This window comes from Nitrospirota bacterium (assembly GCA_040757595.1).
GTDB lineage: Bacteria > Nitrospirota > Nitrospiria > Nitrospirales > Nitrospiraceae > JBFLWP01.
The window spans coordinates 14,890-40,379 of sequence record JBFLWP010000004.1; the positions used below are offsets into that span (position 1 = coordinate 14,890).

Below are 25,490 nucleotides of genomic sequence, written 5' to 3' on the forward strand. Positions count from 1 at the left end.
GGCTTTCCTTCTCGGGCCTTCCGTGATAGAGGAAGGACAACGCACGGACCGGCCATCATGTTCGACCTCACCGTTCCCGACATCGTCCCGTACCTCCTCGCGATCCTCGGCCTGCTCCTGGTCTGGCAGGTCTACAAGATCCAGGTGCAAGCCGGCCGGATCGAGACCGTCAGCTCCTGGGACCGGTCGGGCATCCGCCTGTTCGTCCACGTCACGCCCGCCGACAGCCATGCGTGCAAGGTCTGCAAGGCGGCCCACGGCATGGCGTTCCTGCCGACGATCGTGGCGGCCAAGAAGTTTCGGGCCATGGACCAGAACTGCACGAATCCGGCCGGATGCCGCTGCCTGCTCATCGGGCTGATGGGGGCCTGGCCGGAAGCGGAGCGGGTGCTGGCCTACCTGCAGGTCAGTCAGGGACGGGCCCACCTGTCCGCCCAGCAACTGGCCCAGTTGATTGACGGCGCGCAGGCCCGGCGGACGGGCATCGTCGCGGACCAGATCTCGGTGAGCGTCCTGGACGCGATGCGCTCCGAGGAAAGCGCGCCGGACCAGGCCATCGCTCACTATCGCTTCGTCGTGGAAAACGCCCAGAAGGAACGGGACCTGCCTTTCGTGATCCCCGCCTATCTGCGGCTGGCCGATCTCCTGGAACAGCACGGCCGCCACGAAGAAGCGCTCGCCGTGGTCGAGCAGTTCCTGAAGGCCTCCGGGCCGAGCGGCCTGCAGGAAGGACAGGCCAAGCCGGCGCCGGCCCCGACTGAAGCCGAGCGCACCCTCATGTCGCTCCGCAAGACCCGGCTCCTGGCCTCGCTCAAGAAGGCCGAAACCGCCAAGCTGCCGTCATAAGTCGGCGGCGGAAGGCGAGCCGCTCATCCGGGGAGGGCGGGCCGGCGCTCGCGGGCCGCGAGCGTAATGAGGCCGGCCTCTGCGTCCTTCTGAACCTGAGCGTACCGATCCGGGGTTCCGACGTCCGACCAGTAGCCGCGCATGAGGAAGCTCCCGATGAGCTCCCCCAGCGCGAGCGAGCGGACGTAGGCGTCGATGATCGAGGACTCCTGCCCCGACGGCACGACGTCGAGCAGCCGCGGCTCCATCACGTGCACGCCGGCGAACATGTGCGTGAAGCGGGGCCCGCCCGCTCCTGCATCCGCCCGCCCCCAGCCGTTGATCGAGCACACGCGCCCCGCTTGGTCCACCTCCACCGGCCCCCAGCGTCGGGCATCCGGGTCTTCCCGGAGGACCATCGTCGCCAGGGCGCCCCGCTCGCGATGGGCCCGCACGACCTCGCCCAGGTCCAGCTCCATCATGGTGTCCCCGTTGAGCACGAGGAAAGAGCCGCCGCCGAAAAAGGCCTCGGCCTGCTTGATCCCCCCGCCCGTGCCGAGGATCACCGCCTCGCGCGAGTAGGACACGGACATGCCCCACTTCGACCCGTCTCCCAGCGTCTGCTCGATCAGGTACCCCAGATGGTGCAGGTTGACGATCACGTCCGTGATCCCGTGCTGACGCAGCAGCAGCAGGTTCCAGACGATCAGCGGGACGCCGGCGACGGGGAGCAGCGGCTTGGGAATCGTCTCGGTCAGCGGTCTCAGGCGGGTGCCGAGCCCCGCCGCCAAAATCATCGCCTTCATTTTAGGGCTCGATACCCCTTAAGAATTCGCATTCTTGCCAATTTCGTGGAAGCAAACGTGGAAGATGCTATAATCCGTCCCCCTCGGAGTTCTCACTATGCCCGCGCGCACGAATTCAACCCTAGACAGACTATCTCAGGACTACGAAGCACTCAAAGACCAGACAGGGCGCGATGCAAAGTCTGTCGCCGTGGCCGATAACTTGAAGCGGTTGACTGAAACCTCTCTCAACTTCTTATCTTCCTCGTGCGTGAAGGTTCCCCTAACCTCGCGAGTGTATGGCAAGCACTATTACTCCTTTGCCAGAAAGGGGAAGGGGACCAAGCACCTATCAAGGGCGGTAAACGAGCAACTCTTCATCCCAAACTGTCGGGAGCAACTCAAACATCTCCTTGAAGGCACATTGGCGACCCTGCCCTTCCAGACCAGAGCTCGCCTCCTCTACACAGTTGCCATGTCTTACTGCTGTGCCGCGGACCTTCTGAAGACACGGGATCAAAAAACTCCGGCAACTTTTTTCGAGTGTCTGGTTGGGCACCTCTTTGCGCGAACCCTTGATGTCAATCCACGCACGCAGGTCGAAGTTCTCCGCCTAGAAGAGGAAGCCGGGACCCTACCCACTGATTTCATCTTCGATCTCGGCTCAGGAAGACCAAAGTTCCATGTTCCTGTAAAGACCTCGACCAGGGAGCGAGTGATCCAGGTTTTTGCCCATCAAAGGGTTCTCGATGGTGTTCATGGTTTTGGAAAGTTTAGAGGCATCCTAGTTTGCTTGACAGAAACAAAGCTAGATCACAAGTCGCGCGAGGTGATTGAGATCTGTGTGCCGAAACAATGGAATCTCTATCAACGGTTTATTGCTCCCATGCACCGGTTTTACTACTTTGACATTCCGCAGAAATACGCCGACCTCTCCACTGGTGATCCTCCAATGGCAGTGGTCCCATTTGCGAAGTTCTTCGATGAGGCAGCAGATCTGGCTATCGGGAAGTAGGTGGCTTCGGTCCCATCCATCGTGTTTTGCCATCTGACTTGCGGAAAACGAGAAAGTAGGAGTGATTCTTACGGGCGTGGATTTGCTTGAGAATTCTGCTGACCCCAGGACGGTTATTCCGAAGAAGGACAAACAGATCCTCAACGATAAACCCTTTGCGCGTATATTCGTTAATTAACTCTACATGGGTCAGGCGTTGTTGATTCGCACAAACCTCGTCGGCACATTTCACAATAAAGATACCTTCGTCCCTCAAGACCCGGTGAGCTTCGGCGCCGGCGGCGAAATACAGATCGAGCACTGCCTCATGGTATTTTCTTCCTGAGCCGTTCCTTGCCACATTGTTCTTGTAGTAGCCCTCGTAGTTTTGATGTCCCACATGGGCCGTGCCCCCGGGTGTATGCATGTAGGGCGGATCAAGGACGACACAGTCAATGGACCTATCCGTGTAGGGCAATGAGCGACAGTCAACGCCCTCTTCAATATCGGTAGCCAAAAGCTTGTAGGACTCTTTGGGAATCCTCTTCCAGAAAACGCCCTTTCCGTACGTCACGTCCGCTACCGTACTTCCTGGGGATACATAGAGGGAGAGAACCCGTGGGAAAAGCTCGTCGTTGCTTCCGCAGGACGAACTAAAAACAAGATCGTTGGTCGAAACACCGTCAGGTGACTTGCGCTTTGGACGCCCAGCAGGAGCGGTTTCATCTGTAGCATCCGGCAAGTCACCATCAACAGAAAGAGAGCGCGCCATCTTGCCGAGCGTCCGATATTTGCCTAACGATTCCTGAATTAAGAGAGCGGACTTTTGAGGCTTTTTCTTGATCGCGGTTCGCCATGCAGGCGGTATTCGATCCGTAAGGATCATGAGCTCGGCTTCGTCACAGTCAAGGGCCTTTGAGAGTTTGTGAAGGACTTGTTCGGAAGGTTGGACTTGTCCTGATTCGATCCTTGAGAGGTAGGCATGGTCAACCTTGACCTTCTTTGCCAAGGTCTTTATCCCCAACTCCTTTCCTTTCCGAAGTTGCCGAAGGCGGCCCCCCAAATTCATGCCGGCATTCTATGAAAGGGTGACAAACTTGTCAACCCTAAAGTCGGACCAGGGGGACCAGCACGTTGATTTCCGGCTTCCCAAACGCATTGCACGCCCTTGGAGGCGTTGAAAGGCCATCCTAAATGTCAAGCCAGACATCCGTGACCACGACGAACACCCTCCGGGATGTTCAAAGCGGCCGCCCAACAGCACCCGCCAGGCGGGTACCCGGCGAGCGAAAGCCCGAGGCGTACTTCTTGCTGTACGTTGAGGGTTTGAGCGATGCGAGAATGCAGGCGGAGGCCTTTTTCAACATCCTGCTAGGCGAGTTCCGGCACGTAGCGGGCCAGCAGGTCGCGGAGCGGATGGAGCTGGCGGTAGCGGTTCAGGTTGCGTTTCACGTTGGCCAGGGTGTGCGGGATGTACCGGAGATACCGGTCGTTGCCCTTGACCAGGTGGATGTAGACGAACCGGCCCGCCGCTTTGAGGTTCCGCTGAATGCTGGTCAGGTCGAAGAGCCGCAGGAAGACCGGCCGATCCAGCGGAGCTCCGGCCTTGGCCCGTCCCTCCAGGTAACGGACGATCAGTGCCTCGACCATCTCTTCCTCAAGCGACAGGTAGGAGTCGCGCAGCAGTGAGGCCAGGTCGTAGGAGGCGGGCCCCATCAACGCGTCCTGGAAGTCGAGGACCCGGATTCGTCCGTGCTGCACCATCAGGTTCCGGCTGTGGTAGTCCCGGTGGGTGAAGACGCGGGGCTGCTCGGCCATCAGCGCGGCGATTCTCTGCATCTCCGCCCGGATCGCCTGCCGATCCCCTTCGGGGATCAGCCGCCCGCGGCGTTTCTCGATCCCGTACTCGAGGAAATGGTCGAACTCCCACATCAGTAGCGGCGCGTCAAAGGCCCGGCTGAAAGCCAGGCAGGAGGGATCGGGCGGAAAGGTCGCCTTCATGTGCAGCGTGACGAGTCCGTCCACCGCCCGCTGGTAGAGGGCGGGCGTGTCCGGGCCGGTCGCGTTGGCCGAGGCCTCGGCCAGCGTCACGTCCCCCAGATCCTCGAGGTAGAGGAGCCCCGCCGCCCGGTCGTAGTAGTAGAGGGAGGGGACCGCCACGCCGGCCTTGGCCAGGTGCCGGAGCACGTTGACGAACGGCAGCTCCGCGATCGCGACGGCGCCGCTCACCGCCTCCTCCGACTGTTTGAAGGCCTCGGGCTCGGCCAGTTGCATCAGGACGAGCGAGGCCTGCGGGGCGCCGCTCAACTCGACGCGGAAGTAGCGGCGGTTGGAGGCGTCCCCGGCCAGCGGGGCCAGCTTGACGAACCGGGCCGGGAACGGAAGCGCGGTGCGGACCGTCTCGGCCACGAGGGACTCGTCGGGGGGAGCCTGAAGTCGCTTCGGCTGGACGGGATCAACCGCGGCCATCGCGCGCATTATACGCATCGCCCGGCCGCTTGTCACTCGATCGGCCCATCGCGGGACACCTGACCGGAAAAAAGTGGAGGGCCGGCCAGCCAGCGCCAGCCCGATGCCGCCGGCGCGGCGAGCGCGCTTCACGGCGGTTTCTTGCAACCCTCGCGAGGCCTGTGACATACTGCAACGGTCACCGCACATCGCCATGAAGACCGTCCATCTCTGTTTCCTCTGGCACATGCACCAGCCGTACTACACGGACCCGGTGGCTGGCTGCGCGTCCATGCCGTGGGTCCGGCTCCACGCCACCAAGGCCTATTTCGACATGGCCTGCCTGATCGAGCGGTTTCCGGGGATCAAGGCCACGTTCAACTTCACCCCCTCGCTCGTCACCCAGTTGCAGGAGCTGGCCGCCGGGTCGGTGCGCGACCTGTTTCTGGAGCATGCCCAGAAGCCGGCGGCGGACCTCACCGCGGCCGAGCGGGCCTTCGTCGTCCGCCACTTCTTCGCCGCCAACTGGGCCACGATGGTCCGGCCCTCCCCCCGCTACCACGAGCTGCTCGTCAAGCGGGGGATGGACATCCACGGGCAGGATTTGGACGCGCTCGCCAGGCAATTCACAGCCCAGGAACTGCTGGATCTCCAAGTCTGGCAGAACCTGGCCTGGTTCGGATACGGGGCCCTCGCTCGCCATCCGGATCTGGCGGCCCTCCGGCGCAAGGATCGCTGGTTCACCGAGGAGGACAAGCAGACGGTGCTGGCCATCCAGCGGCACACCGTCGGCGAGATCCTGCCGCTCTACCGACGGCTGGCCGAGGCCGGACAGGTCGAGTTGACCACGACTCCCTTCTACCACCCGATCCTGCCGCTCCTCATTGACACGGACTTTGCCAGGCGCGCGCGCCCCGACCTGCCCCTCCCCCAGCGGTTCCAGGCCCCGGCCGACGCCCAGGCCCAAGTCCGCAAGGCCGTCGCCCTGCACGAACGGACGTTCGGGACGGCTCCGGCGGGCCTGTGGCCTTCGGAGGGCTCGGTCTGTCCGGAGATGGTCCCGATTCTCAAGGAAGCGGGGCTGCGCTGGACGGCCACCGACGAGGGGGTCCTGGCCCGCTCGCTGAGCGGCTGGAGCCGGCAGACAGACCTGTACCAGCCCTACCGGATCGGACCGGAGGGAGAAGACCTGACGATCATCTTCCGGGACCGCGACCTCTCCGACGCCTTCAGCTTCGTCTATGCCAAGGCCACGCCCGAGTCGGCGGTAGAGGACGTGCTGGGCCGGATCGGCGAGATTGCCAGGCAGGCGCCGGCCGACCGGTTGCTGCTTCCTGTCATCCTGGACGGAGAGAATCCCTGGGAGCATTACTACGACAGCGGCGAGCGGTTCCTGAGCGGCCTGTACGGGGCGCTGACCTCCGATCCGGTCAACGGGGTCCGTGTCGCGGTCGAATCGGTCAGCGGGGCGCTCGCCCACTTCGAGGCCCCGCAGCGGCTCGTCCACCTCCATTCCGGCTCCTGGATCAACGCGGACTACAAGATCTGGATCGGGCACCAGGAAGACAACCGTGGCTGGGAGCTGATTCGCGAGACCAGAGCCAGGCTCGCCGAAGCGAGCGGGCGGCTGCCCGAAGACCAGATCCGTGCGGCCTGGGAGGAGCTCTACGCGGCGGAGGGCAGCGACTGGTTCTGGTGGTACGGGGACGACTTCCAGACCGACTACAAGACCGAGTTCGACCGGCTGTTCCGCCTGCATCTGCGCAACGCGCTGGCGCGCGCGGACCTGCCCGTTCCGGATTTTCTCAACGAGCCGCTCATCGGAGAGCCAGAGCCCTATTCGGTCCACCTGCCGGTCAACCTCATCTCCCCGACGGTGGACGGGCTCGTGTCGGACTTCTTCGAATGGCAGGGCGCCGGTTCCATAGACCCGGCCCCGCCGCTGGGGGCCATGTGGCGAGCCAGCCGGATCTTCACCTACATCGGATTCGGCTTCAGCCTGGACGCGCTCTTCCTGCGATTGGACCCGGGCGAGGCGGCCGCACCCGACCAGCCCGCCCGGGTCGTCGAAGTGCACGTGGAGACGAACGCCCGGCTCCACAAGCTGACGTTCCCGCTCACCGGCCCGTCGCCCGACCACACGTTCACCCTCTGGTCGGCCTCCAGGGAGACAGGAGCCGCGTCATTCGTCGAAATCGGCCGGTACGGCACGATCGGCTGGCGCAAGGTGATCGAGCTGGCGGTGCCCTTCAAGGACCTGCACCTGGAGGCGGGGCAGGAGTTCCGCATGAGCCTGGCGGTCACCGAGGGAGGGTTGGAGATTGACCGCTATCCCCGCCACCTGCCGCTGGTCCTGACCGTGCCGGACCGCGACTATGAGGCGACCCTCTGGCGGGTCTAAAAGATCGTGAAAGGTGAGAGGTGAACCGTGCAACGAAGGAGAACGAAGGCCATGAAGAGCATACACCACCCTTCACGTCTCACGTCTCACGCCTCACGTCTCACGAGGGGTGTCTATGCCTGACCTGCGTCGTGATCCAGTCGTCGGACGGTGGGTGATCATCTCCACGGAGCGGGCCGGCCGGCCTCGCGACTTCTTCCGCACCGAGGCGCCCCGGCAGACGTCGCCCGCCCTCTGCCCCTTCTGTCCGGGCCAGGAGCGGCTGACGCCCAGGGAAATCCTGGCCTATCGCCCGCAGGGCGGGGAGCCGAACCTGCCGGGCTGGACGGTGCGCGTCGTCCCCAACAAGTTTCCGGCTCTGCAGATCGAGGGCGACCTGGGACGCGAAGGCATCGGCCTCTACGACCGGATGAACGGGGTCGGCGCCCACGAAGTCATCATCGAGACCGCCGACCACAAGGACATGCTGGCGGACCTGCCGCCCAAGCGGATCGAGGACGTGATCTGGGCCTACCGGGACCGGATCGTGGATCTGAAACGCGACCTGCGCCTGCGCTACATCCTGGTCTTCAAAAACCACGGCGAGGCCGCCGGCGCCACGCTGGAGCACACTCACTCCCAGCTGATCGCCCTGCCCATCATCCCGACCAGCGTGGTGGCGGAGATCGAGGGCTGCCAGGCCCATTTCCAGCAGAAGGAGCGGTGCATCTATTGCGACATCGTCCGCCAGGAGCTGAGCGACGCCGAGCGGATCGTGGCCGAGAACCCGGAATTCCTCTGCGTCACGCCCTTCGCCTCGCGCTTCCCGTTCGAGATGTGGATTTTGCCGAAACGGCACTCGGCGTACTTCGAGGAGAGCCAGAAGACGCAGTTCGATCTGCTGGCCCGCATCCTCTCCGAGGCCCTGCGGCGGATGAACAAGGTCCTGACTCGGCCGGCCTACAACTTCGTCCTGCACAGCTCCCCCATGCACGAGAAGACCGGCGAGTACTACCACTGGCACATCGAGCTGATTCCCAAGCTCGTCCAGGTGGCGGGATTCGAATGGGGCACCGGCTTCTACATCAATCCGATCACGCCGGAAGAATCCGCCAAGTTTCTGCGGGAAGCAGAGATCTGATCAAGTCAGAACGATGAACGATGAAGTATGAATGGGGGCCTCTCCTCCGTTCAGCATTCAGCGTTCAGCGTTTCCGAGGGCGATTGCAATCGAGGTCTGGGCGGGCATATCATCGCCTCCATGAAAGTGCAGCTCAGTCATCCCGACCGACAGGTCGAGGTCAAGGGGCCGAAGCGCGTCAAGGATCTCTTGCGCGACCTGAACCTTCTGCCGGAAGCCCATCTCGTGATCCGCGGGGACGACCTGGTCACGGAGGACGAGTTCCTCAAAGACGAGGACTCGGTGGAGGTCCGGCCGGTGATCTCCGGCGGCTCAAGAACGGTGATGCGTGACAAGTGACGCGTGACGAGTAGGGAATGATGAGGACCCGCGCAGTTTACCTCCATTTCCTAAATCACCCGTCACCCCTCACGCGTCACTCATCACGGTGGTTCCCATGCGTTGCAAGAAATGCCGGACGAAAGCGGTGATCGGGCTGCCCCGCCACAATGCCGCCTTCTGCAAGCCCTGTTTCGACGAGTTCGTCCACGACCAGGTGCGCCGGGCCATCAAGGCCGAGCGGATGTTCGGCCTCAAGGACCGGGTGCTCGTCGCCGTCTCCGGCGGCAAGGACAGCCTGGCCCTCTGGGACATCCTGCTCAAGCTGGGCTACCAGGCCGACGCCCTCTACGTGGACCTGGGCATCCCCGGCTATTCGGCCAAGTCGCGGGACAAGGTCGAGCGCTTCGCGGAGACCGTCGCCGCGGCCAGACAGGCCAAGCTGCTGGTCCATCAGGTCGCCGAGGAGGAGGGGGCGGGCATCAAGGAGCTGTCCGAGCTCATCCACCGCCCGACCTGCTCCACCTGCGGAACGATCAAACGCTATCAGTTCAACCGGGCCGCGGTGACGCACGAGTACGACGTGATGGCCACCGGCCACAACCTGGACGACGAGGCCGCGCGGCTGCTCGGCAACCTGCTCCGCTGGCAGGAGGACTACCTCGACAAGCAGGGCCCGAGCCTTCCAGCTTCGGTGGAGGGCTTCGCCAAAAAAGTCAAGCCGCTCTACCGGCTGGCCGAGCGGGAGATCGCCGCCTATGCGGTCCTGAACCGGATTGAGTACATCGTGGAAGAGTGTCCGATGGCCAAGGGCTCCAAGATGCTCCTGTACAAGGAAGCCCTCAACCGGCTGGAGACCGAATCGCCCGGCACCAAGCAGACCTTCTACTGGGGCTTTCTGGAACGCCAGGCCAAGGCCCAGCCGGCTCCCGCCTCCATGGCGGAGAAGGATCGGGCCGCCCTCCATCCCTGTGCGACCTGCGGCCAGCCGACCACCGCCGACGTCTGCAGCTACTGCAAGATGATGGCGCGCGCCAAGACCTCGTCCCGCCGATAGCAGGCTCTACGCCATCGGCTCCCCGCCCCTCCTTGCATTGATCCAGCGGACGCCGTAAGCTGCAGGCAATCGTGTCACGGACAGGATGGTCCGGTTATGGCTTCTACTGAGCGAGACTACTACGACGTGCTGGGCGTCCCCCGGACGGCCAGCCAGGACGAGGTCAAGAAAGCCTACCGGCGGCTGGCGCGCCAGTACCATCCCGATCTGCACGCCGGCTCGCGCAAGGCCGAAATGGAAAAGAAGTTCAAGGAGCTGAACGCCGCCCACGAGGTGCTCGGCGATCCCGAGACCAGAAAGAAATACGACCGCTACGGGCACCGGTGGCAGGAGGCGGAGGCCTATGAGAAGGCCCGGCAGCAGGCCGGCGCCGGCATGGGACGGGGGCAGGGCTTCAGGGCCGGGACCGGCGAGGGCTTCGACTTCGGCGACATCTTCGAAAGTTTCTTCGGACGGCGCGCCCGCGCCGGCGGCGAGGCCGGCTTCCGCGGCTTTGCCGTGCAGGGCGAGGACCTGGAAACGGACGTCCAGTTGACGTTGCGCGAGGTCCTGGCCGGCGTGACCCGCCGGCTGAACCTGTCGGGACAGATCCCCTGCCCCACCTGCGGCGGCAGCGGCACGCAGCGCGGCAAGCCCTGTCCGGCCTGCTCGGGGACCGGCGGCAGGACGGAGACCCGCACGATCGAGGTGCGCATCCCCGCCGGCGTCCAGGAGGGCACGAGGGTTCGCGTGCCGGGCAAGGGCCATCCGGGAGTCAACGGGGGCAAGCCGGGGGACCTCTACCTGCGCGTGCATGTGGAATCCGACGGGATCTTCCAGCGACAGGGCAGTGACGTGCACGCGGCCCTGCCGGTCTGGCCCTGGGAGGCGGCGCTGGGGGCGGAGGTGCTGGCCCCGACCCTGACCGACCCGGTGCGGGTCAAGGTGCCGCCGGGCAGCCGCGCCGGCGCGAAGCTCCGGCTCAAGGGCAAGGGGCTGCCGACCGCCTCAGGCGGGCGTGGCGACCTCTTCCTGGCCTTGCAGATCGTCATGCCCCCGTCCGTCTCGGACGAGGAGCGCAAGCTCTACGAGCAACTGGGGCGGGCCCCCCACCCGGATCCCCGGGCCGACCTCCTCCGGCAGACAAGCCGGACAGGAGCCTGAGCCCCCAGTGCACGACGATTCCCTTGCCATGTCGAAATGTGAAGTGGCAAGCTACAGAGGTCGGCTTGTCCCCGTGTCGGAAGGAAGCTCATTGGCCGACCATATCAATAGGACTCAAGGACTCATTACAACTAAGGAGGATGCGATGAAAAAGACGCTCTCGGCAGGCGTATTGGCGGCGTTGTTCGTGGCTGGTCTTGCCATGCAGCCGGTCTGGGCTGACGAGGAGCGCGGCTACGGCAAGGGTCATGAGGGAGGGTACGGAAGCGGGCACGGCTGCTGCGGGAAGCACGGCTACGGCATGAGGGGCCACCATGCCTCCACGGGCCACCTCATTCGCGGGCTCCTGCATTCGCAGAAGGAGATGGGTCTGACCGACGAGCAGATGGCCAAGTTGAAGGCGATCCATCTCGACCTGGACAAGGCCCGCATCAAGGCCGAAGCCGACATCATGATCGCCGAGCGGGAGCTCGACGCCCTCGTGGACAACGAAAAATCCGACCTCTCCGCGATCGAGGCCAAGGTCAAGGAGAGCGAGAATCTCGAGGCAGGCCTGCGGGTGGCCGCCATCAAGGCCCGGCGGGACGTCATGGACGTGCTCACGCCGGAGCAGGCGCAGCGGGTGAAGACCGTGCACGAGACGATGATGCACAAGTCCAAGGAGGGGAAGAAGGGCGAGGGCATGGGGCACGGCATGATGAAGGGCGAGCACGGCGGGATGTCCAAAGGCGACGGCAAGAAGAAGGACGACAAGTCCGAGATGAAGCACTGACGCGTGACGCCCCGCCAGCCATGCCGTTGCAGCTCTTCACCGCGCAGGTCGAGGGGGTCCGCGACCTGACCCACGACGTGAGGGAGCTCCGCCTGCGGCTCCTCGAGCCGCAGGCGATCGCCTTCAAGGCGGGGCAGTTCGCCTCCTTCGAGGTACCGCACCCCCGGTTCCCCCGGCCCGCCACGCGCGCCTATTCGATCGCCTCCCCGCCCAGCCAGCGGGACAGGGTCACCCTGCTCTTCAACCTGGTCCCGGGGGGGCCCGGTTCCACCTACCTGTTCAGCCTCAAGGAGGGGGACAGGACCCAGTTCAAGGGACCGGCCGGCACCTTCTACCTGCGCGACGAGCCGGCGAGGGACCTGCTCTTCGTGGCGACCGGCACCGGCATCGCCCCGCTCCGCTCCATGCTGCTCGACCGGTTCGAGCGGGGCTTCGCCCGCTCCGTCACGCTCTTCTGGGGCCTGCGGAGCCAGCGGGACCTCTACTACCAGGACGAGTTGGAGCGGCTGGCCAAGGAGCGGCCCAACTTTTCCTACGTCACGACGCTCTCGCGCCCGGAGGCCGGCTGGACCGGCCGGGTCGGGCGCGTCACGAAACTGGTCGAGGAGCGGGTCGCATCCGTGGACCAGCTCGCCGCGTACCTGTGCGGGAACAGCGGAATGATCAAGGACGTCACCGCCATCATCGGCGGGAGAGGCCTCTGCCCCATCCACCGGGAGAAGTGGTACGACGACACGGGGGAGGAGGCCCTCTAGCCACGCGCCGGCTTTCTCCCTCGTTGACCGGCTCCCCTCGTCTGTGCGACAGTGCTTCCCGCGCAGGAAACCGTGACGCGTCTCTCGGATTCGGCACCGCGCCTCGCGCTTCACGAGTGACGAGAGACGCGAGGCGAGTTGAGCGCTTTAGGAAATAGCGGAAGTCGAGGACAAGATGGCGAATCCCCTGCAGAGAAAGAGTCGCGAATTACTGGAAGGACCGGGACGGGCGCCCGCGCGCGCCATGTTCAAGGCCGTCGGCTTCACCGACGAGGACCTGTCCCGCCCGCTGGTGGGCGTCGCCAACACCTGGATCGAGGTCATGCCCTGCAACTACCATCTGCGGCGGCTCGCCGAGCGGGTGAAGGCCGGCGTCCGCGCGGCCGGCGGCACGCCGATCGAGTACAACACGATCGCCGTGTCCGACGGAATCTCGATGGGCACCGAAGGCATGAAGGCCTCGCTGATCAGCCGGGAGGTCATCGCGGACTCGATCGAGCTGGTCGCGCGCGGACACCTCTTTGACGCGGTCGTGGCCCTCTCCGGCTGCGACAAGACGATCCCCGGCACCGTGATGGCGCTGGCGCGGCTGAACCTGCCGTCGCTCATGCTGTACGGAGGCTCGATCATGCCCGGCCAGTTCCAGGGCCACAACGTCACGATCCAGGACGTGTTCGAGGCGGTCGGCTGCCATGCGGCCGGCAAGATGACCGACGCGGAACTGAAGGATCTCGAAGACCACGCCTGCCCCGGCCCGGGCGCCTGCGGCGGCCAGTTCACGGCCAACACGATGGCCATCGCCTTCGAGTTCCTCGGCATCTCGCCGATGGGCCGGAACGGCGTGCCGGCGATGGACCCCCGCAAGGACGACGTGGCCTTCGAGTGCGGGAGGCTGGTCATGGAGCTGCTCAAGCAGGACCTCCGGCCCGGGAAGATCATCACGAGGAAGTCGCTGGAGAACGCGATGGCCGCCGTGGCGACCACCGGCGGCTCGACCAACGCGGTCCTGCACCTGCTCGCGGTGGCCCGCGAGGCCGGCGTCAAGCTCACGATTGACGACTTCGACCGGATCAACCGGAAGGTGCCGCTGCTCGCGGACCTCAAGCCGGGGGGCCGGTTCATGGCGGCGGACCTCTATGCGGCGGGCGGCACGACGCTCGTCGCCAGGCGGCTGCTGGAGGCGGGCCTGCTGCACGCCGACCAACCCACCGTCACCGGCCGCACGATCGGGGAAGAGGCCCGCGAGGCCACCGAGACGTCCGGGCAGCAGGTCGTGCGCCCGCTGGCCAATCCGATCAAGCCGACGGGCGGGCTGGTCATCCTGAAGGGGAACCTGGCGCCGGAGGGCTGCGTCGTGAAGGTGGCGGGCCACTCGATGACGACGTTCCGGGGCCCGGCGAAGGTCTTCGACCGGGAGGAGGACGCGTTCGCCGCGGTGAAAGCGCGGCAGATCAAGGCCGGCGACGTGGTCGTGATCCGCTACGAGGGCCCCTCCGGCGGGCCGGGCATGCGCGAGATGCTGGCCGTGACCGCGGCGATCGTGGGCGAGGGCTTGGGCGACTCGGTCGCGCTGCTGACCGACGGCCGCTTTTCCGGCGCCACCCACGGGCTGATGGCCGGCCACGTGGCCCCCGAGGCGGTCAAGGGCGGGCCGATCGGGGCGGTGAAGAACGGCGACGTGATCGTCTTCGACGTGGCCAAACGGCGGCTGGACGTGGAGCTGTCGCAGAAGGAGATCAAGGCGCGGCTCAAAAAGGCGAAGCACCCGGCCCCGCGCTATACCTCCGGCGTCATGGCCAAATACGCCCGCCACGTGTCGTCGGCGTCGGAAGGCGCAGTCACGAGCTAAGAGCCACGGCTGACGGGGGAGGGATGGGAGGGGTCGGTTCGTCGGGTGGTTCCTGTTCCGGTTCGCGGATCACTCCCGGAAGAGTTGCCCCCACTCCGTTCGACCCGATCCCGGAACGGCGCGGCACTGATGAGGCGAGGCTTCTTCTCCTGGACGAGGAAGGTGCAATAAGGGCCAGGCTGGTAGGTCCGCTCCCGCAACTCGGTCTGAAGGCGTAGCAGTTCCGCTTCCAGCCGAAACGTGAACGCGCTCACATTGGGCATGAACCGCTTGCCCCGCGCGGCGCGCCGTGCCGCCAGCAATAGATTGGGCCAGGCTGTGACCTTTGCAAATAAACCGCCCGGCGTCACGCGCGGCCCCGCTGTTGTCGGAGCCAACCGCCGACCTGCTGGCCCAACCCGACCAGTTCCTTGGCCGCATGCTCGTACTGCTTCACGCTCGTGAAGCCCAAATCCCTGCCGAGGCGGACCAGGAACCGCAACTTCTCCAGTTCCAGATTGGCCCGCTGGAGGAGCGGAATCTTGTCCCGCGTGTAGGCGGCCTCCACCAGCAGCATGAGCACGGTCAGGATCGCGGTTTCGATCCGTTCGCCGAGGATGAAGCGGTGGGAGCGGGGGAACTTTCCGACGTGCTGGACGAACCAGAGCAGGAGGTCGTAGGCCCGCGTGACCAGCGCCGGCTCTGCCGGCGCTGGGACGGTGACTTCGGACTCAGACCTCACAGGGTCACAGTCCCACAGAGCACAGGGTCAGCGGGCGTCCTGGGCGCATCGGAACCCGAGGTCGCTGAGCCTGAGCGACGGATCGACCCTGTACCGATCCGCGGATCGTACGAGCCCCGCATTATAGAGCCACGACCCGCCGCGCAGCACTTTGGTGCTATTGTCGTAGTCCGAACTGGTCCACTCCCAGACATTGCCGGCCATGTGGTAAAGCCCGTAGGGGCTCTTGCCCGCCTCGTAACTCTCCACCGTGGCCAGGGTCCCGTAGCCGTTCCATCGGGTGTTAAACAGGGCATGCCGGCTGCTGGGCTCCTCATTGCCCCAGGGGTACTTCCGTCCATCTGTGCCTCGTGCCGCCTTCTCCCATTCCTGCTCAGTTGGTAACCGCTTCCCATAGTGCCGGCAGTAGGCGTCGGCATCATGCCACGTGACATTGACCACCGGCCGATCGCCGCTCCCCACCAGCGCCACCTGCTGCGACCAATCGGACGGTTGCGCCCGCCTCGTGTCTTGGATGAAGGTGGCATACAGCTTCGTCGAGACTTCGTACTTGTCGATGTAGAAGGCCTCCAGGGTGACGCGGCGCTCCGGCTTCTCATCCGCATCGCCGTCGTTGCTGCCCATGATGAACTCCCCCGCCGGCACCAGCACCATCGGCGCCCCGTCTTTCCCCGTGATCTCGCGGCCCGTCTGGCGCAGGGCCTCGTATGGCCTGGCGCGGGCCACCGTGACCGGCAAGGCGCTCCGGACGCCGAGCACCTCCTCCCCCGGCAACAGCACCGGCGTCTGCTCGCGGTTGAGCTCCTCCACGGCGGTCTCCGCCACCTGCTTCCGGACGTAGGGATACAGCTCCTTGAGGGTCACGAGCCCGTCCTTGTCCTGGTCGGCCTCCCCGTGCAGCCCCGTGAGCAACGCGTAGGTGAAGAGGCCGTGCCCGGCCTTGTCATAGTCCGAGCTGATCTGGGTGCCGGTGGATGCCGCGAGCACCACCACCTTGCCTGCCGCCAGGAGGGGGTTCTCCAGCGAGAGCACCATGGGCCGGGCGCCCTTGGCCAGCAGGGAGCGGCCGACGCTGCCGGAAAAGCAGGAATCCAGCAGGACGAGCACCTGTTTGGCCGGCAACGCGTTCAGCGACTCGTACAGGGCCTTGAGCGGATACAAGCCGTCGGGGTAGTCCGGGTGTCCGTCCCAGGGGACCAGAAAGGCGTCGCCGGTCTTCGGATCGGGCGTGCCGTGCCCGGCGTAGTAGACATAGACCACGGACTCCGGCTTGACCCGCATCCGCAGCCACTGGCTCACGGTGCGCAAGTCGTTGCCCGTCGCCTTGGCGTCGGTCAGGAGCCGGATATGGGACCTGGGGATGCCCGCCTGCGTCTCCAGCAGCTTGGCGACCGCTTGGGCGTCCTGCACCGCGTAGGCGACTTTCGGGATGACCTCCTCGCGGTACTGGCTGATGCCGATGACCACCGCGTAGGCGTCGGGCTGTTGGAATTCCTGGATCGCGGCAGAGGCGGGCAAGGGGAGCAGAGCCGAGGCGAGGACGGACGCGAAGGCGACGAGGGAGCATCGCGCGTGTCGCATGGGCACCCTCCAGCGTAGCGACGCGAGGCGGAAAGGCGAAACCGCGAGACCGCCGTCTGGGAAACAATACGTCTCATCGGCCCATCTGTCAACCCGCCAAGGCCGGCCACTCCCCCCGCATGGGACGGGGCTCCCGCGGGAGAGGGGCGTGGCGGAGGCAGGCCCCGCCCACCGCCCTGGTCTCCCCGCCTTGGCAGCCAACGTCAGCGGGCCAGCTTCTTCGCGACCAGCCCGTCCACCGACCAGCGGCCGGCCCCGGTGAGGACCAGCGCGGCGGCGATCGCGATGGCCAGCAGATGATACTCGTAGCCCTCGCCCGCCTGCTTCCCGAACCAGTTCATGAAGAACCCGTGCGGGAGATGGACCAGCGTGATCGCGCCGGCCATGATGAAGGCCAGGCTGGCGGCCACGAAGCGGGTCAGGAACCCGACCAGCAGGCCGAGGCTCCCGAAGAACTCCCCGACGATCACGAGGAACGCGATGAGCGCGGGGAGGTGCATCTGCTCCGTGAAGAAGCCCATGGTGCCCGCAAAGCCGAATCCTCCGTACCATCCCAGCATCTTTTGCGCCCCGTGGGGAAAGAAGACCACCCCCAGCATGACCCGCAGGACCAAGCTGGACCAGGCCTGGTCCGTCTGAAAGAGCTTGCGCAGCATCTCAGCCCTCCTTTGTTTATCAGGCTGATCGTAAAGGTCAGTGGCGGGCGTAGAAGGTCTTGATCTGATCCACGACGTAGGCGAGCTGCTCGTCGGCCAGCTCGGCGTAGATCGGCAGGGAGAGCGCCTCTTCGGACGCCCGCTCGGACTCGGGGAAGGCTCCCTTCTGGTGGCCCAAGTCGCGGTAGCAGTCCTGGAGGTGCATGGGAACGGGGTAGTACACCTCCGTCCCGACGCCCTTGTCCTTGAGGTAGGCCTTGAGCTCGTCCCGCCTCTGGGCCCGGATCGTGTACTGGTTGAAGACATGGCAGTTGCCCGCCTGGGGCTTGGGAAGCGTCACCCGGGGCGGAAGCTTGGCCTCTTCGAACAGCCGCTCGTACCGGGTCGCGTTTCGCCGCCGGCCTTCAGTCCAGCGATCCAAGTGCTTGAGCTTGACGCTCAACACCGCAGCCTGCAGCGCATCCAGCCGGCCGTTGATCCCGACCCGCTCGTGCACGTAACGGATCCGGCTCCCATGGACCCGGAGCATGGCCAGGGTTTCGGCCAGCTTGGCATCGTTCGTGGTGACCAGGCCTCCGTCTCCGAACCCGCCCAGATTTTTGGACGGGAAGAAGCTGAAGCAGCCGGCGTCGCCCAGGGCTCCGGCCTTGATCCCGTTCCGGGCCGCGCCGATCGCCTGACAGGCATCCTCGATCACCGCCAGCTTCTTGCGCCGCGCGACTTCGTTGATGGCTTCCATCTCGGCACACTGGCCGAACAGATGGACCGGAATGATCGCCCTGGTCCGTTGCGTGATCGCCCGCTCCAGGAGGGTCGGATCCATGTTGAACGTGTCCGGCTTGATGTCCACGAACACCGGCCTGGCTCCGAGCCGGGAGACGGCCCCGGCCGTCGCGAAAAAGGTGAAGGGGACGGTGACGACCTCGTCTCCCGCCTTGACACCGGCCGCCATCAGCGCCAGGAGCAGCGCGTCGCTGCCGGACGAGACCCCGACCGCACGAGCGGCGCCGACGTACTGGGCCACGGCTCGTTCGAATTCGACGACCCTGGGTCCCAGGATGAAGCCCTGCTCTTCGCAGACCTCCTCCACGGCCGCCATGACTTCTTTCCGGATCTCCCTGAACTGCGCCTTCAGGTCCAACAGCGGAACGTGCACCACGGTCTCCTTCGGGTCAACGCCTCTAACGGGCTGCTGGTGTACCATAGCCCGGCGCAACTCTCAAGCGATTCCGCTCTTGCGCCTCGTCGAGCAGGCGGCCGTACTCCTGCTCCTGCCGGCGCACCATCTCCCGGATGTCGAACTCGGGGGAGAGGGACTGCCCTTGGAGGCCCATCAGCCCGGCGCGAGCCGGATCGGCCAGCAGCCGGAGCACCGAGCCTGCGATCCCATCCGTGTCCCCCGGACGGACCAGATACCCGTTGACTCCGTCCCGTATCACTTCCTCCGCCCCGTCCACCCTCGTGCCCACCACCGGCACCCCGCTGACCAGGGCCTCCAGATAGACCCGGGGCAGCCCCTCCCAGAGGGACGTCAGCACGAACAGGTCCAGGCAGCGCATGAGCTCGGGCACGTCGCGACGCCAGCCGAGGAGCCGCACGACGCCGGACAACCCGAGCCGTTCGATCTCCCCTTCCACCACCCCGCGCAACTCTCCGTCCCCGACCAGGATGAACTGCGCGTCCGGCCTGGCCCGGTGAACTGCGGCGGCGACTCGCACAAAGTCCCTCGGCGCCTTCTGCGGCTTGAAAGGCGCGACCATGCCGACGACCGGCCTGGTCGGATCGAGCCCCAGGGCCCGCCTCTTTCCGTCCCGATCCACGCGGGTCCGGCGGATGGCTTCCAGATCCACCCCGCTGCGGACGACCGTGCAGCGATCCGGCGGGAACAGTCCCAGCTCGATCCCCTGCCGACGGTTGGCCTCGGACACGGAGAAGAACCGGGTGGTGACCCGGGCGGCAGCTCGCTCCGCGGCGATCAGGGTCCGGCGGAGCAGCGGGTGCCTGGAGCTGGGAAATCCGAATCCGTGAATCGTATGGACGATGATCGGAACCCCGGCCAGCTTCGCGGCCCACCGTCCCAGAATCCCGGCCTTGGAGCTGTGCGTGTGGACGATCGTGGGACGGAGGCGCCTCAGCAGCCTGGTGAGCGCGAGCAGGGCGCGCAGGTCCAGGAGCGGATTGATCTGCCGAACCAACGAGGGAACCTGATGGAACTCGACCCCGGCCAGCGACCGGGCCTCCTCGTCCAGCAGCCCCGGCTCCCCGGCGATCAGGATCGGACGGAACCGGGCCCGGTCCAGGTGGGCGACGGTGAACAGCGTGTTCTGCTGCGCGCCCCCGAGCTCCAGTTTGGTGAGGATGTGGGCGACCGTGGTCATGGCGAGTTTTGGGCTTTTAGTTAGGAGTTGGCCGGATGCTCACGATTCACAGCTCACGACCAGCGAGGCCAGTTGCCTAAGCCGCTCCGCCAGCCTCTTCCCCTGGCCGATCGCGTCCTCCATGGAGGTGTGTTCCCAGCGTCCGTACCGGCCGATCGAATGGATGCCCCTCCGTTCCAGCTCCTCTAGGATCGTGGGCAGGGCCCTGGCCCTGTGCCGGTCGAAGAGCACATAGGCGTAGCGGATGTCGCGCACGTCCGCCGCAACGAACTCGTCCCGCGGCGTCATGATCCCGGCCCGCTCCAGACCCAGCCGGACCAGCCGGAGCACCTCTTCGGCCCGCTTCGTCTCGGTCGGCTGGTGGGAGATCTCCACGTAGAGCGAGCTGCACCCGGACGGCCCCAGCGACGGGGAAAAGTTCATCGGGAAGCCGGCCCGGTAGAAGGGATAGTCCGGCTCGGGAAAGTAGATCCAGTGCATGTCGGTGAGCCGCTCCCGCGCCACGCCCAGATTGACGCTGTACACGGACACGCAGCGGAGGCCGGCCGCCTCTTCCCGGAGCGCTCGCGGCAAGTCCGTGCAGCGCCGGACCAGCTCCGGCACCGGAATCGTCGAGACCAGCCGGTCATAGTCCACGACGGAGGTCCCGTTGGCCCCGTGCCGGAACGTGGCCTTCCGGCGCCCCGTATCCACCTCCACCAGCTCCGCCCCATAGGCGACCGGGCCGACCGACGGGAGAAAGGCCCCGGGCAGCACGGCGATGCCGCCCCGGTCCGGGTACAGGAACGACGGATTGTACCCGAAGGCCTTGTCCTTGATGCCCAGCGCGCCGTTGATCACGTCCTTCAGCTCGGGCTTGGGGATCAGCCAGGAGACCCAGTCGGCGGTCAGCTCGTCCAGGGATACCTGCCAGAGCTTCTCGTTGAACGGGACCATGAAGTGCTTCGCGAACCCCTCGCCCAGGTTCTCCAGAATCCAATCCTTGAACGACGCGAGTTCCGCCGCCGCCTTCCCGGCCGGTCTCGTCAACGTCGCGATGAACCCGACCAGACATTCGCGCACGACTTCGGGCGGCAGTCCGTAGGTGTTGACCTGGAACGGATACTCCGTGTAGGTCCGGTGCGAGTAGATGAAGGATCGGCGCCGGTGCTGGACCAGGCGGCCCTCGAGCAACCGCTCCACCAGCTCCTTGATCTCCGCCTGGCGGAAATGCAGGAGATGCCCGGTCATGTCGAAGGTGAAGCCGTTGACCCGGTAGGACCGGCAGAGCCCGCCCGCCTCCTGCTCCTTCTCAAACAGGCGGCAGGGCACCCCGTTCAAATGATGGGCCGTGCTCAGACCGGCAAGGCCGGCGCCCACGATCACGATCATGAGACGGACCGTCCTTCCCGCACCTCGGCCGGGACTTCCGCCGGCACGGGCGAAGCCTGCTGCCGTCCGGCCGCCCGGCCGGGGCCGTCCATGTCCACCCGCTTGAGGATCAAGGCTGCGACGCCGAGCCCCGCGAGGGTCAGCCCCAGCAGGACCAAGGCCGTATCCTGCCCGACCGACATGACCGCGAGCCCGATCCCGCCCAGCCCCGCGGCCGCCACGTAGCTCAGCACCACGACCTGCGACACGGTCATGCCCCAGTGGCGCAGCCGCAGGGCCATGTGGTCCGGACTCCCCTGGAATACCGGCAGTCCGCGCAGGTACCGGACGTACATCACGAACAGCGTGTCGAAGATCGGCACGCCCAGAATGAAGACCGGCGTCAGCAGCGAAACCTGGTGGGAGGCCGGATACCGGCCGATCATGGAGAGGGCCCCCAGCATGAGCCCCAGGAACAGGGCTCCGGCGTCCCCCAAGTAGATCGCCGCCGGATGGAAGTTGTAGCGCAGGAACCCGAGCAGGCTGCCGGCCAGGGCCGTCAGCATGAACGCGATGGTCTGATCGCCGTTCAACAGGGCGATCACGAGCAGGAAGCCGGAGCAGACCAGTCCGACCCCGGCCGCCAACCCGTCCATGACGTCCAGCAGGTTGAAAGCGTTGATGATGCCGATCATCCAGACCACGGTCAGGCCCAGGCACAGCCATTCGGGGAAGGCGGCGATGTCGATCCTGATGCCGCTCTTGATGAGCACGAAGACGGCCAGGAACTGCCCGATCAGCTTGGTGCCGGGGGACAGGACGCCGAAGTCGTCGATCAGGCCGAGCAGGAGGACCAGCGTCCCGGCCAGGATGATCCCGAGCACGTCGTGCCGGAACTCGAAGGTGAAGGCCAGGCTGACCAGGAACGCCAGATAGACGGCCAGTCCGCCCAGGTACGGGACCGGCTCCCGCTGGTGTTTCAGACGTCCGTCCGGACTGTCCACGATGCCGTACTTGAGCGCAGCCTGCCGCGCCATCGGCACGCCGTACAGGCTCAAGAGAAAGGCCAGGACGAATGTCAGGATCGAGAGAAACATGCCTTGGGTTTCTCCCGGACGGAACCCCCGCTCGGACAGTCTTCTGACGCGCCCTTAAGCGAGGACGGGCCGACGGAGCCGTACAGCCCGGACAGATAGGCCAGGTACGCGTCCAGCGAATGATCTCGGACCACCCTCTCCCGAGCCCTCCGGCCCATGGCCTCCGCCCGCTCCGGCCCGCGCAACAGGCCCAGCACGGCGTCGGCGACGGACTCGGGCGTGGCTTGCACCAGTCGCCCCACGGTCTCGTCCACCAGCTTCCCGGTGAGGCCGACTTCCGTCGCAACCGCCGCCGCGCCGCTGGCCATGGCCTCCAGCAGGGCCTGTGAGGGATAATTGTCCATCCGTTGCAGCGACACGAAGACGAGCGCCTGAGCGAGAACCGGCTCGACCTTCTCGCGCCAACCGACCTCCAGACAGTCGTCGAGCCCGTGGCGGCGGATCAGGGCTTCGACCTCCTCTCGGAGCGGCCCATCCCCCAGCAGGAAGAATCGGACGCCGGGGATCGCGTCCTTGAGCTGCGCGCGGACCAGTGCGCAGGCTTGGACGAAGAGGAGGGGATTCTTTTCCTCGATCAGCCGGCCGGCAAAGACGACCCACGGCCGTTTGGCTTGGGCCGGTTGAAAGCGGGCGACATCCACCAGGCTGCCACCCGACACCCGGACCCGGTCCGGAGCCGCCCCTTCCCGTCGCGCCGTCTCGCCGATCGAGTCGGTCAGGGCGTCAACCAGCCTGGCCTTCTTGATCGCCCGACGATACAGCCAGAGCCCCAGCGAGGCGCCCACCAACTCGCGCAGGTTCGGACAGACGAGCGAGAGGATGGCCGGAGGAGCCAGGCCCAGGGTCTGCCAAGGCCATGCGAGGTAGGCCCCACCCAGCACCAGGTGGACCGCCGCCGGCCGCCGTCTCCGGAGCCACCGGCCGAGCAGCAGGGAACCGAGCCCATAGTCCAGCTTGCGGATGAAAAAGATCAGTTGGTTTCGGACCGGGCCGCCATCGCCAGGCGACGGCGGGAGAAGCTGCGTCAACCGGCCGAACGGCTCCGGCAGGAGCAGCCCCGGCCTATGGGCCTCCGCCAACAGACCGGCTCTCACCAGTCCATCCCTCAGGGACTCATTGATTACGAGCTCGATCGGGACGCCCCTTCTGCGGAGCCCCTCGTAGGCCTGAGCAAACCGCCGCTCGGCCCCCCCCAACCCGTTGTTGTTGACCAGCACCAGGGCCACGGACCGGGGGTCACACGCATCCCCGCCCGATGACGTCTCATGCAGCAGCTCAGTCACAGAACCTCCGCAGCCACCATTCCAGGTTGATCCACCGCCAGACCAGCGGGCCGATGGCCGTCCGTCCGCCGCAATAGCGCCGGTACCAGTCCCGCACGACCGGCGCGCGCCAGTAGGGGCGAGCCCGGAAGCTCTCCGACTCCAGCAAGGCCTCGATCTGCGGTCGCAGCTCGACGCGCAGCCACCGGTCCTCCGGCGTGACGAAACCCATCTTGTCGCGACGCAGCCGCACGGTCTCCGGCAGGACCCCGGCCATGGCCTCCCGAAGAACGACTTTGGTGACGCCATCCCTGACCTTGCAGTCCGGCGGGAGGCCCGCCAGCCACTCGACCAGCCGATGGTCCAGAAAGGGGACGCGCGCCTCGATCGAGAAGGCCATCGAGTTGCGGTCTTCATAGTGGAGCAGAGCCGGCAGGTCCTGCGTGACCGACCGGGCCACCTCCCTGTCCAGTGCGGTTCGGCCTCCTCGATCTTCTTCGGCCCATGCCCGGTCCGGCCCGCCGACCCGGCTGACGAACCGCCGGTCCAGCCATCCGTCCTGTCCGGTCGCACCGGCCCGCAGCCGGAGCGCCTGACCGGCCGGCAGCAGGCCCCTGACCAGCCCGGCCCAGCCGGTGAGAGGAAGGCCTCCGTGCAGGGACCGCCAAGCCCCCCACTCCCGCAGCCCGGCAAACCATCGCCCGCCCTTCACCAGATCGGCCAGCCTGGCCCCCATGAACCGGGGATAACCCAGGAGCAGCTCGTCGGCCCCCTGCCCGTCGAGGAGGACTTTCATCCCCGCCCCGCCGGCGGCCTCCATCACCGCCCATTGAGCCAGGATGCTGGTCCCCCCGACCGGCTCCTCCTGATGCCAGAGGATGTCCGGCAGCGCCCGCGCGAGCCGGGCGATGTCGGGGAAGACTTGATGGTTCGCCGCGCCGGTCTCCTCCACCACCGACCGGATGAACGGCCGTTCGTCGAACCGAACGTCCTCATGGCAGGAGGAAAAGGTTCGGGGCTGAGAGGTCCCGGCCAGCAGCCGGCTCATCACACAGACGATCGTGGAGGAGTCCAGACCGCCGCTGAGACAACTGCCGACCGGCACGTCCGACCGCAGCTCCAGCCGCACACAGTCCTCGATCAGCTCGCGCGTCCTGGCCGCCGCCTGGTTCAGGGTCAGCGCCCGATCATGAGAGCCGACCGGGAACCGCCACCACCGTTCCCGCACGAGGTCCGCCGATCCCGCCCTCCGGCCTGACCGGACCGTCATCCGCTCGCCCGGCGCGAGCTGTTGAATCCCTTCAAAGAAGGTCCCGGTGGTGTGGTCCTGTTTGGCAAGGGTCAGGTAATCGTACAGCAGGGCGTCGTTGGGACAGACCCGGCACGAGGAGTCCTGGAGCAGCGCTTTGATCTCGGAGGCGAAGAGAAACCGCCCGGCCGTCTCGCGGTAGTAAAAGGGTTTGATCCCGAACCGGTCCCGCGCGCAGAAGAGCTGCTGCGCGCGTCCGTCCCAGATCGCGAAGGCGAACATCCCGTTGAAGCGATCCAGGCAGGCCGGCCCCCAGTGCCGGTAACTCTCCAGGACCACTTCCGTGTCGCTGGCCGAGCGAAACTGAATCCCCATCGCAACGAGCTCGCGCCGCAGCTCCGGGGCGTTGTACACCTCGCCGTTGTACGTGATCCAGAACCGCCCGTCCTCGGTCCCCATCGGCTGATGGGCCAGCGGGGTCAGATCAATCACCGCGAGCCGCCTGTGCCCGAAACCGAGCGTGAAGGGCCCAACCGGCTGAGAGGAGCCGACCGCCCCGCTCAACCGGCCGTTCACCGCCACCGGCTTCTCGCGCCGGCCCGGCGCCAGGAGGACGTACCCTTCGCCGTCCGGCCCCCGGTGGGCCAGACTGGTCGTCATGGTCTCCAGCAGCCGCCCGTCCAGCGGCCGCCCGTCCAGTTGCATGATGCCGGCGATTCCGCACATGGG

22 protein-coding genes are annotated in these 25,490 nt (G+C 66.0%); 10 read left to right on the forward strand and 12 right to left on the reverse strand.

Features of this window, described 5'->3' with window-relative positions; all coding sequences use genetic code 11:
• Nucleotides 1-57 precede the first annotated feature (57 nt).
• Nucleotides 58-846 carry a hypothetical protein gene (locus AB1411_05055; protein ID MEW6542963.1) on the forward strand — a complete coding sequence of 263 codons (789 nt, stop codon included), beginning with the start codon at nucleotides 58-60 and terminating at the stop codon, nucleotides 844-846.
• 23 nt (nucleotides 847-869) lie between these two features.
• Here the strand turns inward: AB1411_05055 and AB1411_05060 are convergent, their stop codons facing one another.
• Nucleotides 870-1,631, reverse strand: coding sequence for an NDP-sugar synthase (locus AB1411_05060; GenBank protein ID MEW6542964.1), 762 nt, complete (start codon nucleotides 1,629-1,631; stop codon nucleotides 870-872).
• A 250-nt stretch (nucleotides 1,632-1,881) separates the two neighbouring features.
• On the opposite strand from AB1411_05060, the gene AB1411_05065 reads away from it, so the two are divergent.
• Nucleotides 1,882-2,625, forward strand: coding sequence for a hypothetical protein (locus AB1411_05065; protein ID MEW6542965.1), 744 nt, complete (start codon nucleotides 1,882-1,884; stop codon nucleotides 2,623-2,625).
• On the opposite strand, the gene AB1411_05070 is transcribed toward AB1411_05065, so the two are convergent.
• Both AB1411_05070 and AB1411_05075 read right to left on the reverse strand, forming a co-directional pair.
• Complete coding sequence (locus AB1411_05070) at nucleotides 2,612-3,673, reverse strand: helix-turn-helix transcriptional regulator (GenBank protein ID MEW6542966.1); 1,062 nt, start codon at nucleotides 3,671-3,673, stop codon at nucleotides 2,612-2,614. The two genes, AB1411_05065 and AB1411_05070, sit on opposite strands and share 14 nt — an antisense overlap.
• A gap of 302 nt (nucleotides 3,674-3,975) precedes the next feature.
• The gene (locus tag AB1411_05075; GenBank protein MEW6542967.1) at nucleotides 3,976-5,205 is read right to left on the reverse strand and encodes a phosphotransferase; all 1,230 of its coding nucleotides are present in this window, start codon (nucleotides 5,203-5,205) and stop codon (nucleotides 3,976-3,978) included.
• Nucleotides 5,206-5,266: 61 nt separating this feature from the next.
• Here AB1411_05075 and AB1411_05080 point away from each other — a divergent pair, with 61 nt between their 5' ends.
• The 8 genes from AB1411_05080 (at nucleotide 5,267) to ilvD (ending at nucleotide 14,467) form a co-directional block, all read left to right on the forward strand.
• Nucleotides 5,267-7,453: a glycoside hydrolase family 57 protein gene (locus AB1411_05080; protein MEW6542968.1), complete on the forward strand. Its 2,187-nt coding sequence runs from the start codon at nucleotides 5,267-5,269 to the stop codon at nucleotides 7,451-7,453.
• Nucleotides 7,454-7,568: 115 nt separating this feature from the next.
• Complete coding sequence (galT, locus tag AB1411_05085) at nucleotides 7,569-8,573, forward strand: galactose-1-phosphate uridylyltransferase (protein ID MEW6542969.1); 1,005 nt, start codon at nucleotides 7,569-7,571, stop codon at nucleotides 8,571-8,573.
• A 120-nt stretch (nucleotides 8,574-8,693) separates the two neighbouring features.
• On the forward strand, nucleotides 8,694-8,912 hold the full coding sequence (locus AB1411_05090) for a MoaD/ThiS family protein (GenBank protein MEW6542970.1): 219 nt from the start codon (nucleotides 8,694-8,696) through the stop codon (nucleotides 8,910-8,912).
• A 97-nt stretch (nucleotides 8,913-9,009) separates the two neighbouring features.
• Nucleotides 9,010-9,948 carry an ATP-binding protein gene (locus AB1411_05095; protein ID MEW6542971.1) on the forward strand — a complete coding sequence of 313 codons (939 nt, stop codon included), beginning with the start codon at nucleotides 9,010-9,012 and terminating at the stop codon, nucleotides 9,946-9,948.
• 96 nt (nucleotides 9,949-10,044) lie between these two features.
• A complete protein-coding gene (locus AB1411_05100; protein ID MEW6542972.1) occupies nucleotides 10,045-11,091 on the forward strand; it encodes a J domain-containing protein in 1,047 nt (348 codons plus the stop codon).
• A gap of 145 nt (nucleotides 11,092-11,236) precedes the next feature.
• On the forward strand, nucleotides 11,237-11,863 hold the full coding sequence (locus AB1411_05105; protein ID MEW6542973.1) for a periplasmic heavy metal sensor: 627 nt from the start codon (nucleotides 11,237-11,239) through the stop codon (nucleotides 11,861-11,863).
• Nucleotides 11,864-11,883: 20 nt separating this feature from the next.
• Nucleotides 11,884-12,618 carry an FAD-binding oxidoreductase gene (locus AB1411_05110; protein ID MEW6542974.1) on the forward strand — a complete coding sequence of 245 codons (735 nt, stop codon included), beginning with the start codon at nucleotides 11,884-11,886 and terminating at the stop codon, nucleotides 12,616-12,618.
• A gap of 175 nt (nucleotides 12,619-12,793) precedes the next feature.
• Complete coding sequence (gene ilvD / locus AB1411_05115) at nucleotides 12,794-14,467, forward strand: dihydroxy-acid dehydratase (protein MEW6542975.1); 1,674 nt, start codon at nucleotides 12,794-12,796, stop codon at nucleotides 14,465-14,467.
• A 346-nt stretch (nucleotides 14,468-14,813) separates the two neighbouring features.
• On the opposite strand, the gene avd is transcribed toward ilvD, so the two are convergent.
• The 9 genes from avd to asnB all read right to left on the reverse strand — a co-directional run bounded on the left by avd (nucleotide 14,814) and on the right by asnB (nucleotide 25,487).
• Nucleotides 14,814-15,188, reverse strand: coding sequence for a diversity-generating retroelement protein Avd (avd, locus tag AB1411_05120; protein MEW6542976.1), 375 nt, complete (start codon nucleotides 15,186-15,188; stop codon nucleotides 14,814-14,816).
• Nucleotides 15,189-15,215: 27 nt separating this feature from the next.
• Entirely contained in the window at nucleotides 15,216-16,769 is a 1,554-nt protein-coding gene (locus AB1411_05125; protein ID MEW6542977.1) for an SUMF1/EgtB/PvdO family nonheme iron enzyme, read from the reverse strand.
• A gap of 203 nt (nucleotides 16,770-16,972) precedes the next feature.
• Nucleotides 16,973-17,425: a DoxX family protein gene (locus AB1411_05130; protein ID MEW6542978.1), complete on the reverse strand. Its 453-nt coding sequence runs from the start codon at nucleotides 17,423-17,425 to the stop codon at nucleotides 16,973-16,975.
• Nucleotides 17,426-17,462: 37 nt separating this feature from the next.
• A complete protein-coding gene (locus AB1411_05135; GenBank protein ID MEW6542979.1) occupies nucleotides 17,463-18,581 on the reverse strand; it encodes a DegT/DnrJ/EryC1/StrS family aminotransferase in 1,119 nt (372 codons plus the stop codon).
• A gap of 25 nt (nucleotides 18,582-18,606) precedes the next feature.
• Nucleotides 18,607-19,803, reverse strand: coding sequence for a glycosyltransferase family 4 protein (locus AB1411_05140; protein ID MEW6542980.1), 1,197 nt, complete (start codon nucleotides 19,801-19,803; stop codon nucleotides 18,607-18,609).
• Between the two features lie 39 nt (nucleotides 19,804-19,842).
• Nucleotides 19,843-21,174 (reverse strand): FAD-dependent oxidoreductase, encoded by a 1,332-nt coding sequence (locus AB1411_05145; protein ID MEW6542981.1) that lies wholly within the window; start codon nucleotides 21,172-21,174, stop codon nucleotides 19,843-19,845.
• Nucleotides 21,171-22,250 carry an MraY family glycosyltransferase gene (locus AB1411_05150; protein ID MEW6542982.1) on the reverse strand — a complete coding sequence of 360 codons (1,080 nt, stop codon included), beginning with the start codon at nucleotides 22,248-22,250 and terminating at the stop codon, nucleotides 21,171-21,173. The genes AB1411_05145 and AB1411_05150 overlap by 4 nt, the downstream gene beginning before the upstream one ends.
• Nucleotides 22,232-23,533 (reverse strand): glycosyltransferase, encoded by a 1,302-nt coding sequence (locus AB1411_05155; GenBank protein MEW6542983.1) that lies wholly within the window; start codon nucleotides 23,531-23,533, stop codon nucleotides 22,232-22,234. The genes AB1411_05150 and AB1411_05155 overlap by 19 nt, the downstream gene beginning before the upstream one ends.
• On the reverse strand, nucleotides 23,526-25,487 hold the full coding sequence (gene asnB, locus AB1411_05160; protein ID MEW6542984.1) for an asparagine synthase (glutamine-hydrolyzing): 1,962 nt from the start codon (nucleotides 25,485-25,487) through the stop codon (nucleotides 23,526-23,528). Before asnB ends, AB1411_05155 begins: the two co-directional genes overlap by 8 nt.
• Between the last annotated feature and the right edge of the window lie 3 nt (nucleotides 25,488-25,490).

Coding starts and splice junctions, on each gene's coding strand:
- AB1411_05055 (MEW6542963.1), top strand. CDS start 58: ATGTTCGACCTCACCGTTCCCGACATCGTCCCGTACCTCCTCGCGATC.
- AB1411_05060 (MEW6542964.1), bottom strand. CDS start 1,631: ATGAAGGCGATGATTTTGGCGGCGGGGCTCGGCACCCGCCTGAGACCG.
- AB1411_05070 (MEW6542966.1), bottom strand. CDS start 3,673: ATGAATTTGGGGGGCCGCCTTCGGCAACTTCGGAAAGGAAAGGAGTTG.
- AB1411_05080 (MEW6542968.1), top strand. CDS start 5,267: ATGAAGACCGTCCATCTCTGTTTCCTCTGGCACATGCACCAGCCGTAC.
- galT (MEW6542969.1), top strand. CDS start 7,569: ATGCCTGACCTGCGTCGTGATCCAGTCGTCGGACGGTGGGTGATCATC.
- AB1411_05090 (MEW6542970.1), top strand. CDS start 8,694: ATGAAAGTGCAGCTCAGTCATCCCGACCGACAGGTCGAGGTCAAGGGG.
- AB1411_05095 (MEW6542971.1), top strand. CDS start 9,010: ATGCGTTGCAAGAAATGCCGGACGAAAGCGGTGATCGGGCTGCCCCGC.
- AB1411_05100 (MEW6542972.1), top strand. CDS start 10,045: ATGGCTTCTACTGAGCGAGACTACTACGACGTGCTGGGCGTCCCCCGG.
- AB1411_05105 (MEW6542973.1), top strand. CDS start 11,237: ATGAAAAAGACGCTCTCGGCAGGCGTATTGGCGGCGTTGTTCGTGGCT.
- AB1411_05110 (MEW6542974.1), top strand. CDS start 11,884: ATGCCGTTGCAGCTCTTCACCGCGCAGGTCGAGGGGGTCCGCGACCTG.
- ilvD (MEW6542975.1), top strand. CDS start 12,794: ATGGCGAATCCCCTGCAGAGAAAGAGTCGCGAATTACTGGAAGGACCG.
- AB1411_05125 (MEW6542977.1), bottom strand. CDS start 16,769: ATGCGACACGCGCGATGCTCCCTCGTCGCCTTCGCGTCCGTCCTCGCC.
- AB1411_05130 (MEW6542978.1), bottom strand. CDS start 17,425: ATGCTGCGCAAGCTCTTTCAGACGGACCAGGCCTGGTCCAGCTTGGTC.
- AB1411_05140 (MEW6542980.1), bottom strand. CDS start 19,803: ATGACCACGGTCGCCCACATCCTCACCAAACTGGAGCTCGGGGGCGCG.
- AB1411_05145 (MEW6542981.1), bottom strand. CDS start 21,174: ATGATCGTGATCGTGGGCGCCGGCCTTGCCGGTCTGAGCACGGCCCAT.
- AB1411_05150 (MEW6542982.1), bottom strand. CDS start 22,250: ATGTTTCTCTCGATCCTGACATTCGTCCTGGCCTTTCTCTTGAGCCTG.
- asnB (MEW6542984.1), bottom strand. CDS start 25,487: ATGTGCGGAATCGCCGGCATCATGCAACTGGACGGGCGGCCGCTGGAC.